Source organism: Enterococcus sp. DIV1279b, from assembly GCF_050531515.1.
Taxonomy (GTDB): Bacteria; Bacillota; Bacilli; order Lactobacillales; family Enterococcaceae; genus Enterococcus_D; species Enterococcus_D casseliflavus.
Window position 1 is genome coordinate 1,204,867 of record NZ_CP172891.1, and the last position, 12,505, is coordinate 1,217,371.

The 12,505-nt window shown below is 40.5% G+C and carries 10 protein-coding genes; 7 read left to right on the top strand and 3 right to left on the bottom strand.

Annotated elements, in window-relative coordinates; all coding sequences use genetic code 11:
* Positions 1–96: 96 nt before the first annotated feature.
* Complete coding sequence (locus IGI71_RS05680) at positions 97–699, bottom strand: ECF transporter S component (RefSeq protein ID WP_430616210.1); 603 nt, start codon at positions 697–699, stop codon at positions 97–99.
* A 110-nt stretch (positions 700–809) separates the two neighbouring features.
* Between IGI71_RS05680 and IGI71_RS05685 the strand changes: the two genes are divergently transcribed.
* The 3 genes from IGI71_RS05685 to IGI71_RS05695 all read left to right on the top strand — a co-directional run bounded on the left by IGI71_RS05685 (position 810) and on the right by IGI71_RS05695 (position 5,200).
* Positions 810–1,430: a TetR/AcrR family transcriptional regulator gene (locus IGI71_RS05685; RefSeq protein ID WP_430616211.1), complete on the top strand. Its 621-nt coding sequence runs from the start codon at positions 810–812 to the stop codon at positions 1,428–1,430.
* Positions 1,431–1,798: 368 nt separating this feature from the next.
* Positions 1,799–3,289, top strand: a complete 1,491-nt coding sequence (locus IGI71_RS05690; protein ID WP_430616212.1) for a PcsB-like coiled-coil domain-containing protein — start codon at positions 1,799–1,801, stop codon at positions 3,287–3,289.
* Positions 3,290–3,322: 33 nt separating this feature from the next.
* On the top strand, positions 3,323–5,200 hold the full coding sequence (locus IGI71_RS05695) for a glucosaminidase domain-containing protein (protein ID WP_430616213.1): 1,878 nt from the start codon (positions 3,323–3,325) through the stop codon (positions 5,198–5,200).
* 62 nt (positions 5,201–5,262) lie between these two features.
* Here IGI71_RS05695 and IGI71_RS05700 read toward each other — a convergent pair whose 3' ends face one another.
* Positions 5,263–5,886, bottom strand: coding sequence for a hypothetical protein (locus IGI71_RS05700; RefSeq protein ID WP_430616214.1), 624 nt, complete (start codon positions 5,884–5,886; stop codon positions 5,263–5,265).
* Between the two features lie 487 nt (positions 5,887–6,373).
* Here IGI71_RS05700 and IGI71_RS05705 point away from each other — a divergent pair, with 487 nt between their 5' ends.
* From IGI71_RS05705 to IGI71_RS05715, 3 genes are all read left to right on the top strand, one after another.
* Positions 6,374–6,751, top strand: coding sequence for a DUF7006 family protein (locus IGI71_RS05705; protein ID WP_430616215.1), 378 nt, complete (start codon positions 6,374–6,376; stop codon positions 6,749–6,751).
* A gap of 138 nt (positions 6,752–6,889) precedes the next feature.
* On the top strand, positions 6,890–7,657 hold the full coding sequence (locus IGI71_RS05710; RefSeq protein ID WP_016608128.1) for a putative ABC transporter permease: 768 nt from the start codon (positions 6,890–6,892) through the stop codon (positions 7,655–7,657).
* Between the two features lie 205 nt (positions 7,658–7,862).
* On the top strand, positions 7,863–9,062 hold the full coding sequence (locus IGI71_RS05715; protein WP_430616216.1) for a 3D domain-containing protein: 1,200 nt from the start codon (positions 7,863–7,865) through the stop codon (positions 9,060–9,062).
* A gap of 223 nt (positions 9,063–9,285) precedes the next feature.
* Here the strand turns inward: IGI71_RS05715 and IGI71_RS05720 are convergent, their stop codons facing one another.
* Positions 9,286–10,755, bottom strand: coding sequence for a helix-turn-helix domain-containing protein (locus tag IGI71_RS05720; RefSeq protein ID WP_142437033.1), 1,470 nt, complete (start codon positions 10,753–10,755; stop codon positions 9,286–9,288).
* A gap of 862 nt (positions 10,756–11,617) precedes the next feature.
* On the opposite strand from IGI71_RS05720, the gene IGI71_RS05725 reads away from it, so the two are divergent.
* Positions 11,618–12,487, top strand: a complete 870-nt coding sequence (locus IGI71_RS05725; protein WP_151196680.1) for a hypothetical protein — start codon at positions 11,618–11,620, stop codon at positions 12,485–12,487.
* Positions 12,488–12,505 lie beyond the last annotated feature (18 nt).

A 12,505-nucleotide genomic window follows, 5' to 3' on the forward strand; every position in this document is an offset into this window, starting at 1 on the left:
TTTCTATACAATAGAAGCTTTCTTCGATCGGGGGCTTTTAATGTTTGGGCAAAGAGTACTCAGAACGTGAAAAAAATGATAGGATAAGAGAAGGGACTAACGATTTTCTGGACGTAAGCTAGTTGCTGCAAATAAGGCTTTTACTAGAATGGGTGTTAAGATCGCAGCTGTGATCACCTCAGAGATTCCATTCGTTACTGCAATTCCACCGAGGGTCACGAATAAAGCCGAAGCATCGACACCATAGGTAGTGGCAACTAAGCCAGTATACAAGGTTCCCATTAGGGTTAAGACCAAAACTGTATTGGTGATGGTCCCAAAGATTGCGGCAACAATCGAAGCAGCGACGACTTTTTTGGTCTTTTTGTAAATGATCGTAAACAAGAGACCAGCCACTAAGCCAACCAACACACGGGGGACCACCGAGATGATTGGGTTGGTGAAAACGGCAATGTCCAAAGGCGTTGTCGGGGAAGTAAACGCACGGATCATGGTAAAAACACCCCAGACTAAGCCGATGAACATCCCGTCTTTTGTCCCTAAAACGATGGCAGCGACGATCACCGTGATATGGATGATCGTTAAACTAGTGATACCGATCGGAATAAATCCAAGGAAAGGTACCATCGTCTGTAAAATAATAATAGCAGTCAAAATGGCACGAATAACAAGGCGATAGGTTTTGCTTTTTGTATTCATTGTAAAAACTCCTTTTTTTATAATGACACTCGTGTCATTTTTAAGTTAGGTTGATTATACAACAAAATGACACGAGTGTCATTAATAATGTGATGAAAGGAGCCAAAAAAATGGCGAAGAAGCAGCAGAGCGAATTGACTACAGCGGAAAAGAAAAAACAACAAAAGCGTGATTTGATTCTTGAAAGTGCCAAAGTCGTCTTTAGTAAGAAAGGTTTGATCGATGCGACAATGAAGGACATTATCGAAGAGTGCGGCATTAGTCGCGGCGGCATTTATTTGTACTTTCGTTCGGTGGATGAGATTTTTTTGGCAGTGTTAGAGCAGCGTTCCAAACGAAAATTTGATGATGTACGAGAGATGATCATGGAGCAAGTACCCTTTGAAACGATTTTAAACAAATATTTTTCCGACCATCGCAAGCGTCTACTCCACAGCATTTCTGACGGTATGCTGCGTGCCGTCTACGAGTATTACTATACGCATAAAACCGAAGACTCCAGCTCACTGCAGCAAGCACAACTTTCTGAGACGAAACGGACGATCCATGAGATTTTTCAAGTCGGCGTTCAGCAAGGTGTGTTAAAAGATGAAAACTTGGCAGTGATTGCAGAAAACTATATGTTCGTGATTGAAGGATTAGGGATTTTGGCTCTGACCGGTCACATCACAGAACAGACCATTGATGACCAAATCGCTGTAATGAGACAACTACTCCCTTATCGTGAATAACTAAGACAAAAAAACTCGCTCTTTTCTAGTAAACACTAGGAAGGAGCTTTTTTTCGTCTGTTTAAAATTTTGTGAATCACGCATATTTTGCAGAAAATTAATGTAATAAAAGTGAAATCTACAACATTATTTATTTTTTCTTAAGAAAAAGGACTTTTTCTATGAAGTTTTCTTGAACAGTTGATACATAGGGATTCACTCGGCGTGTTGGTGGGATAGTAGTGGGGAACATGTAATAAAAAAACAGATCTTATTTATGTAACTAAAATGTAAATCGCTTACGGATTGGGTTTGCTACTGAACTATGGTAAAATGAAAATGGTCAAATAAATGAAAAAAAAGTTTTAAAATTGAATTTGGAGGATCAGATGAAGAAGAAAATCTTTGCAACAGTGTGTATGTGCGGCATTGTATTGTCATCATTCGGCGGACCTGTGACCGTTTTTGCTACGAATCACGATCAATTGATCGAACAAAAAAATAACGAAATTGATCATTTGAGACAGCAACGTCAAAGCGTACAAGGGGAAATTGATGGATTGTCTGCAGAAATTGATTCATTAAATCAAGAAGCAGCAATCATTTTAGCGCAGCAAAGTGATTTGTTGCAAGCGATCGAAGGATTGGATCAGGAAATCAGTCAGTTAGAAGAGCGCATCGCCAAACGCTCAGAAAACATTGAAAAACAAGCCAGAGAAACACAAGTCAATGGGAAAGGCGACAATTTTTTAACAGCCGTACTAGAAGCTGATTCTGTCAGTGATCTAGTGGGTCGGGTACATGCCATGACGACGATCATTCGAGCAAATAATGAAGTGATCGAACAGCAAAAAGCCGACCAACAAGCAGTTGAACAAAAGCGTGCGGAATCACAAGAAAAAGTGGCAGAATTGCAAGCAGCACAGAGCCATCTGGAAGCACAAAAAGGTGTCTTGGAAGCAAGCCAAGCAGAATTAAATGTCTTAGTTAGTAATTTAGCCTACGAAGAAGCAACGAAAGAAGAAGAAAAAGAACAGCTGCGTGCAGAAAAAGAAGCCTATGAAGCGGAGCAAGCAAGAATTCGTGAAGAAGCTGCCCGTGTTGCTGCTTTACAAGCCCAAGCGGAACAAGCGGCGCAACAGCAGGCAGAACAAGCTGCAGCGGAAGCAGCAGCTTTGAATGAAGCGGCTTTCCAAGCAGAGGGCACTGAATCTGACGCAGAAGCAGAGAGCCCAACGCCAGTGGAAGAGCCAGAAGCACCAGCAGAAACGCAGCCAGAGGAAACGCAAGAATCTGAACCAGTTGAAACACCAGAGGCTCCAGAAGAAGCACCAGTAGATACACCAGAAATTCAAGAGCCAGAAACACCAGTGACACCTGCAGCACCAGAGACGCCAGCAGACAGTGCACCTGCAGTTCCTGCACCAACGCCAGCACCGACGCCAGTTACACCCACACCGGCGCCAACGCCTGCTCCGTCACCTGCACCGATCGTGACGCCGCCAGCACCTTCTGCACCAGCATCAACAAATGGGGCTGCAATCGTGGCAGAAGCTTATAAGCATATCGGAAAACCCTATGTTTGGGGTGCCAAAGGACCGGACAGCTTTGACTGTTCTGGGTTTACTCGCTATGTCTTTTTACAAGTAACAGGGAGAGATATTGGTGGATGGACGGTACCACAAGAAACAGCAGGTACAGTGATTTCCGTTAGCCAAGCACAACCAGGAGATCTATTATTCTGGGGTTCATCAGGCAGCACCTATCATGTAGCCATTGCTTTAGGTGGCGGACAATACATTCATGCACCACGCCCAGGACAAAATGTTTCTGTTGGCAGTACCGCTCATTTTACACCTAGCTTTGCAGTAAGAATGTAAGAAATAGCTAGCTGTAGTTTTAAGGAGAGACAAATGGAAGAAAGAAAACAGCTTCGTTATCGTGCGAAGAAACAAAAAAGAGGGCTTCTTTACCGTAAAAGTGCGGCGGCAACCGCTGCACTTGTTAGTACGGTGAATATTTTGCCGATGAATGTCTTAGCAGATACACTTGAGTCAGCAGAAACCCAAAATGGTGTTCAAGTAGTTGAAACAGCAGAGTCAACCCAAGACACATCGACGCAAGATTCCGTGAGCATTGTAGAAGATCAAGAAGTGAACGAGGGATCACCAGCAACGCAAGATAGTACCGAACCATCAGAAGCTGAAAGTTCGGATGTAGTAGAAATTCAAGACGTACCCGAAAATGAACCAGCAGATGATGCTTCTGAACAGAATGAAGCAGAAATCGATCGTGACATTCCTGTTCTGTCAGAAGAAGAGCGGATCGCCATTGAAACGAAGGTCATGCCCAACTACAACAATCCAATGGCACGTTCTAATAATCAGCAAGCATTTATTCAGCAAGTAGGACCAATGGCACAAGAAGTGGCGGGGGCAAATGACCTCTACGCTTCAGTCATGATTGCGCAAGCGATCTTAGAATCAGGTTGGGGGCAATCCACGCTGACTACTCTTGCCAATAATATGTTTGGTATCAAGGGATCTTACAATGGACAATTTGTAGAGATGCAAACCTTGGAAGATGACGGGAATGGCAACCTCTATCCGATTATTGCGAAGTTTCGTAAATACCCTTCATTAAAAGAATCTTTTCAAGACAATGCGCACGTTTTGAGAACCACCTCATTTTCGCCGGGTGTTTTCTTCTACCATGGGGCATGGAAGTCTAATACGAATTCTTATCGTGACGCGACACAATGGCTGCAAGGACGCTATGCCACCGACACGGCTTATGCAAGTAAGCTAAACAACTTGATTGAAACGTACAATTTGACCCAATACGATACATCAAGTGGTGGCGGTTCAAATGATAACAATGATAACAACAATAACAATTCTGAACAGGCGATCAATAAGCAATTCAGAACAAATGCAGCACTCAATATCCGTTCAGATGCTTCCACCAGCGCCTCGATCGTGGGTTCATTGGCTGCCAACGCAACATTTGAAGCAGTAGCGCAAAAAAGCGGCACCAGTGTGAACGGCAATACGACGTGGTATCGAATTCAAGGACGTGGTTGGGTAAGTGCCGCTCACGTGACGGAGATCTCATCGAATACGGGTGGGAATGATAACAACAATAATAATGATAATAACAACGATAATAATAACAATAACAACAGTGCCGAACAAAGCATCAACAAAGAGTTTCGCACCACCACCGCCTTGAACATCCGTTCCGACGCATCGACTAGCGCTTCTGTTGTCGGCTCCTTGGCAAGCAATGCAACATTTCGAGCAGTCGCTCAAAAGACGGGAACGAGTGTCAACGGCAACAATGTGTGGTATCGAATCCAAGGACGCGGCTGGGTGAGCGCTGCGTACGTGACAGAAGTGACCGCTGGAAGTAATAGCTCTGAACAAAGGATCAATAAAGAGTTTCGCACCACCGCAACATTGAATATTCGCTCTGATGCGTCTACCAGTGCTAGAATTGTTGGATCTTTGTTAAACAACTCCTCTTTTCGCGCAGTTGCGCAAAAGACCGGAACCAGCGTCAATGGTAACAATGTCTGGTATCGAATTGAAGGGCGTGGCTGGGTAAGTGCAGCGTATGTTCAAGAAACGAACGCTTCCTCATCAAACAGCACCACCTATACCGTGCGTTCGGGAGACACTCTATGGGGGATTTCGCAACGCTATGGTGTGACTGTCAATCAGTTGATGCAGTGGAATAATCTTTCTGGCTCATTGATTCTTGTAGGGCAACGACTTGTAGTCCGTAGATAAAAAGAAAAAACATCTGCAACCATTTTTGCGGCTATTTGCCAAAATGGTTGCAGATGTTTTGTTTATTCTTCTTTGAAGCTGTTCATGATCGCTGTTAGTTCCTCTTTTGAAGAGTCGTATAAGCTTTCTAACGTCCAACCATACAACTGTACGTAATTATTTTCGGTTTCAAGTACATAATAAATATAGTGGATATTTAGCCCTTCAACTGTCGCTGGGAAATCAACGAAATAGGCCTTCGTGTCAGGAATTGGTAAAAAGGTGGCAGTCGTATCGAAGCTCGTTGCCAAATTTTCTTGAACCAATCCGAGATAAGTTTCTAAATCGGCAAAATCTTGTTTCGATTCAACGACTGCAGCTAAGTATTTTGTTTCTAACGCATCGGACAACATGAAATCATTGTCAGGATTCAATGAAGTGAAATCAGGTACCTCTTGCCAATTGCTAGGTAAATCGATGGTATAGTTTGTTCCGCTCACGCCTGTGATGGTCTGTTCCAAACTTGGTAAAGCCGCTTCGCTCGAAGAGACCGTCGATTCTTGGGCGACTTCTGTTGTCGAAGTCATAGATAAGCTTGTAGCGCTTGCATTTTCCGTACTTTCTGAAGCTGGTTTCTCCTCTTTTGGCGTGCAGCCAGCAAAAAGAAGTGTGAACCCCAATAAACTAAAAACAACACTTTTTTTCATTATTTTCACGTTCCCCTTTGTTTTTTATTTTCAAATAACCAACATTATTTAGTTAATCGTATAATAGGAAAGGAAATAACGCAATAAAATATTCTCAGTTATTGCATGAATCGAAAAAAATAAAGGAATGTTAAATAGTAAATTTAAAAAAATGAAGCGGAAATAACTGACTATTACCGCTTATTTTCACTTTTTTCTTAGATTGATGCAAAAGTTGATTATAAATACGGGGCGACTTTTGCTATGCTTTAGAAAAGAAAGGAAGCATTAAAAGAATAGTGAAGTTAAAAATTGTGTCGGTTATATCTATAAAATAATAGTGTGTTTTTTATGTATCTATTTGTTTTGAATAATTGTCAGAATTTTGTTGCGAAATACTATGGCTTCTTTCGATACAAAAAAGGCGACATCAGCAACAGTCGGATAGAGAAAGATAGCTCAAAGCGGCGAGGAAATAGAAGAAACATAGGATCAACGTTTAAAAATAATGGAACTAGGGGGAAGGAAATTGTTTTATCAATCAGTGAATGAGTATCTAGTAAAAATGAGAGAAGGATTATCTGCTGAAACCATTAAAGGTGAAATGTCATCAGTCTATGCGTACTGGTTAGCACAGGAAGCAGAATTGAAAAAAATATTGAAAAACAAAGACATGGCTTTTTGGATGGACATCCAACGAGTTCTCTTGATCGATGCAAAATTAGTATTACTTCGCAGTTACATCAATGACTACGATTTTCACGGATTTTCCGAAGATGAGATCATTGCCAATGTGGAACAAGATCATTTTACCTTTAACAAAGAACTGTGTGGCTATAGTTTGAAAGAACAAGTGCACCCATCAATTATTTTTGGTGATCAATAAGCAACGAAAAAAGAACGTTCAAACGAGGAATAAGCTCCTACACTGATTCAAAATAAGAGCGATTGATTTGTGGTATGATTGTGATGACAAGTACAATTGCACAAATCATTGCGACAGATTGAAAAGGAGCGGAGAGGTATGGTTCAATTTGAACGGATCATTTTATTGTTTTTCTTGTATTCATTTATCGGTTGGCTTTGGGAAACTATTTATTGCTCACTAAAAGCCAAGCACTTTGTGTATCGGGGCTTCCTTATTGGTCCAATCACACCCATCTACGGCTTTGGGATTCTTGGCGTTGTTTATTTGTTACGGCCATTACATGAGCAAGTGATTCCACTGTTCTTTGCGGCAGCGTTGTTGGTCACCGTGCTTGAATATGTGACAAGCTATTTACTTGAGCGGTTTTTTCATGCCTCATGGTGGGATTACAAAGAAGTACCACTGAATATCAATGGACGGGTGGCATTGCCGATTTCTCTTTTTTGGGGCGTGTGTTGTGTGCTCATTGTTCGATTTGTTCATCCGCAAATGCTGGAGATCGTGCAAACATTGAGTGCTCGCGTAGGATTCTTATTGCCAGTTTTCTTATTGATGGTTCTCTCTTTTGATATGGGCTATACCCTAGCTAACTTGGTTGCCTTTCAGAAAGCGGTGCAACAGGTCAATCAAGCCTTTGAACAGCACAAAAAAGAATTGGCTGAAAATATTGAGCAATATAAAAACGATTGGCAAGGGCGCTTCGCAGCGTTTCCAGAAGAATGGCGCGTATTAAAACAGAATCTACCGAGATTGAATTTCCATCAAAGAAGACTCTTAAAAAACTTTCAAAAGTTAGAAATCAATCAGATAAAAAGCAGTCAGGAATTGTCTCGATTTATTGAAGCGATCCGTAAGAAAAAATAGGTTTGTTACGGTTAGATTACAAAAAATAAACCCTTATCAATGCTGATTCTTCCCACTTCTGACTAAATTCAGTCGAAAAAGACGAAGAAAACACCCACTTTTACGATAATTTGTAACAAATTGTAAAGGTCCTGCAATAAAATTCTTCTTAAGAATTTGTATAATAGGATATGTTGGAAACCATAGTGAGAAGTGAGGGAATTTTTTGAAGGCAAAGAAACTACGAACAATCGTTGTCGCTGTCTTTGCGGCAGGAATCGTTTCTCCAATCTTTGCGCAGGCTGAGTCACTTGAATCATTGCAAGAGCAAGAAAGTGCCGTCATGCAGCAAAGTCAGGAAATCAGTACGGAAGTGCAGATTGCATTGACTGATGTGAATGCGAAATACAGTGAGGTAGAAGAGCTAAAAGCTCAAATCGCTGAAAATGAAGAATCATTAGCAACAACCAAAGCAGAAATCAAAACTGCACAAGAAACAATTGAAAAGCGTGAAGCTGTCGTTGCGGAACGTATGAAAGACATCCAAGTCAATGGCGGGGCTACCAGAGACTGGACGGTACTATTAGAATCATCCAACATCCAAGATTTTATCAATCGTGCCTATGCGATGACGATGTTACAAAACTTGGAAAAAGAAAAGATCGATTCATTGACAGCAGAAAAAGAAAAGCTGGAAGCTTTAGAAGAAAAAGCACAGTCTACACAGCAATCATTGAAAGAAAATCAAACCGCATTAGAATCAGAAGCCGAAACATTGGATTCAAAAATTGCGAATCTACAAGTCCAATTGAAAGAAAACGAAGCAACCTTGGCACAAATCGCTTCCAGCAAAGAAGCTGAAACAGCTCGCTTAGCTGCTGAAAAAGCAGCAGAAGAACGAGCAGCCAAAGAAGCGGCGGAACAAGCAGCGAAAGAAAAAGCTGAAAAAGAAGCAGCCCAAGCTGCTGAACGTTCAAGCGCTTCTGAATCCCAAGCGTCTGCTTCATCGAGCAGCAATACGACTGAAAGCAGCAGCTCATCATCGAGCAGCTCTTCAAGCAACAACAATAGCTCGAACAGCAGCTCAAGCAATACAACTAACAACAGTAATAACAATAGCAACAACAGCAATACAAGTAGTGGTCGAACATTGATGATGGAATCAACTGCTTACTCGTATAAAGAAGCTGGCTCTAGTTTCTTTACAGCAAGTGGGACAGACTTACGTAAAAATCCAATGGCAGTTGCCGTTGATCCAAGCGTGATTCCGTTAGGCACCTTAGTCAATGTTGAAGGCTATGGCGTAGCATTAGCGCTTGATACTGGTGGCGCGATCAAAGGAAACATCATTGATGTTCACTTTGATAACGTCGCACAATGTATCCAATGGGGCCGTCGTCAAGTAAAAGTAACGATCCTCGATTAATCAATCAACTAGCAAGAAGCAGCTCGCTGAATGAAGTGGCTGCTTCTTTTTTTTACTTTTAATGTAGGAAGGCATAAGAAGAGAGCCTATCGCTGCGTCAGTGACGACATAAGCGATAGGCTCTGGATTTATTGTTAAACTGCTCACAAGCTCTTACACTCATTCTCAGGTGCATATTTTGAATAGCTTGGTCAGATCGAGGGAAACGGCGGGTGTTCGCTGATCAAGGATTGAAATTAGCGTTTAGCGTTTCCTCTAAAGCTTCCCAGTCGTGCTCATCGGGGAAGGTTTTGAATAGCAAATAATCAATGTCTTGGGCATATTCGGTAATATATTCCGTATAGTTGGTCACGATCAAATCAATCTGATTTTTTTCCAAATAGCCTGCCGACAATTCATTGGAGTCCGGAAAATAAAAGGTCCGAGAACTGCGCAAATAACGAACAGATTTGCATTTTAATAATTGGCATAAATAAAAGGGGCCTTCGAACAAAAAAGCGATATTCTTCTTGGCTTGCCAGTACAAAGATTTAATAGAAGTAACGTACATCGTAAGACTCGTTCCTAAGTGCTCCAGTGTGTTACTGTCCCAAATTTCTCTAGCTAATGGTTGTGTCAACAGATAGTTTTTAAATAGATGGTAATCGTCCGTATACGCCTCTTCGACAAATTGAACGGTATCAGAAATCATATGATTTAATAAGGGGGATAATAATTGCTTGATTTTTGCTACCGTAAAAAAGGACTCTACTAAGAGTCGGTCGCGAGCGCTATCTTGTGTATCTGGCAAGCAATCCTTGACAAAGGCTGCCGCAAGCTGCTTGATTTCAGGCCAATGATTATACTCTCTACAAAAGGTTTGTTCGATTGCTAAGTTACTGATCGAGCGACGGGTTTTCACTAATAAGAACAAATAAAGGACTTCCTCGTGGGGAAGTTCTTTTTGATATTGCTCACTTACAGCCTCATTGATTTCAGAAAATAGCCGAAAATCATTATACTGTTCAAATAGTTTTTTTATTTGCTTAGGCAACTCGATACGTTGACCTGCAAAATGGCGCTCAAAGGTGATATACAAGTAATAATTGAATTCACCAAATGAACAAGCATGTTGGTCGAGTTGATAACATCTTGAAAAAGCACTAGCAGTGATATTTTGGATGGCGATCGGTGGAAAGATCGTATGGGCAGTAATTTCCGATTCATAATAGAAATCATGGAAAAACTTGCGAATATTGATCTCCTCACCAAGAAAGCAAATAGGATTGGTTTGGATCTCCAAACGATAGAAAGAAAAAATAGGTTGTACTTTCCGTAAATAGCGAAGAACGGTGCTTTCTGATATATGGTACTTCTCTGCCCATTCCGATGAGCTATAAAGATCATTGTGGAAAATACTTTCGATGATATGGAACAAAATCTCATCGGCAATCAGCGCACGTTTTTTCGTTAAATACACAGCGGAATGTTTGATTGAAAAAATATACCCCTTGTGAGAAGAATCGATCGATAAACAGTCGCCAAAATACTCTTTTAGATCCGTCACGTCCGTTACGATCGTTCGCGTGGTACTTCCTGAAATCTTTGCCAAACCTTGAGTCGAACATTGATAATTTTTCTCGAATGCCATCAAAATTTTCAGCCATCGAATCGTTGCAGTATTGGTAATAAAATTAATTTGAAAATTTCTCAAGACGTGGCTCCTTTCATGAATAAAATCGCAAATCTTACTTATTCATCTTAATGAAGATAGGGAAGAAAAAACAAATCACGTATTTCATCGGTTGGTGAAATCTATACCTGTTCCTGTGCAAGATTTTGTGCATTTTCTATAAATCAACTGTCGTTCGGCATATATATAGGTAGAAACACGTTTTTTCAGCATCTCAAATAAAATAAATTGAAATTAAATAGCAAAAGAGGCGTCAAGGAAATAACTTTTTGGCGTAGAAATAAAAGTTGAATGATTAATTATGTTTCGGGGGAACCAATAGAAGATGAAAGGGGACGGAAGTGAAGAGGAAAGTCACTTTACGGATGATAACTTATAATTTTTACAGGAACGATTGGTGTAAATAAATAGTAACCGCGAAGGAAACCCTAAGTGCCCCAAGAAAATTATCCAGTTTTGCCAAACCGATTTATAATAACAACAAAAGCATTTAACTTTTCTTTCTGAAATTCTTATGTTTTCTATTTATAATGAAAAGATGTTGAGAAAATGAATGAATATAATCACTCGAGGTTATTTTTCTATGATGTGACAACTCTCAAAGACGATGAGAATAACGATTATCACTGAATTATTTATTATTTAAAATGAGGGTTTAAAAAAACTGTCAAGTATGCTACACGTTATTTATGTATATTTAAAATAACTGATATTTGCCATTATATAAGTCTTTTGTTGATGAAAAATATACCTTTAAAAAGAAAAAACAGGAATTTCCTTTATTTAATGATACATTTCTCTTATAATAAACTAGAATTGCCTTTATTATGTGAGACGAAGGCAGAATGCTTAAACAAGCACAATTGAATTAGGGAGTGTGTTCATGGGAAAGCCGTTAATAAAGACTTTGACTGTGTTAGCTGTGGGAATCGGAGCCATCGCAATATGTTTGATAGGTTACCGACAAAATAACCAAAGACAATATCAGCAACGAGTCGAATACGCACAGACAGCGATTGCAAGCGAGCGAGAGCGCTTAAATGAACTGTCCGGAGAAATTGCTGGTATGTACAGCAACGAAGAGCAAACGTTTTTACGAAGTGATCTTAGCGAAGAAGAGGTTTTGAAAACTGTCGCGAAACTATCAGCAGTAAAAGTATCTGCAGATGATTACGGAATCGAAGAGAGCGCATTGCCGAGCGAATCTGTTGAAATTCAAGAAAAGAAACAAGCGCTGGATGATCAACTAAAAGAGATCGAGGCAAAAGTGAAAGTACAAGCTAAGACAGCAGCGTTGTTTACTGAAGGTGTTTCGAATTGGCAAGCTGCTGAGAACAATGTCACTATTAAAGAGGATTTAAAAGAAACGGACTTAGGGAATGTACGTGAGGATTTAAATTTTCTTGAAGATGGTCCATGGAAAGACCTTGTTTCTGCTTATTTAGAGTTTGCGACCGCTCAATTGGATCGCATTACACAAATTCAAGCCAGCTTGAATGCTATGCTGCAAGAAAATGTTGTAACTAGCGAAGTGACTTTGGATGGCTATTTAGCTCTGATTGACAGCATCAATCAAGTGCGAAATCAAGTGCTCAAAGATTCTTTTACAGAGTCCGCTAATTCAATTGCGGCACAAATGGGGTATACAGGCTATACCAGTTATATTCCCTCAGCTTCAACTGGAAGTTATTCTGACGATACATCAACAGGAGACGGTACTGGAACAGACATGAGTTCAGCGTCTTACTATTAGATAAGTTGAATCGTGCTG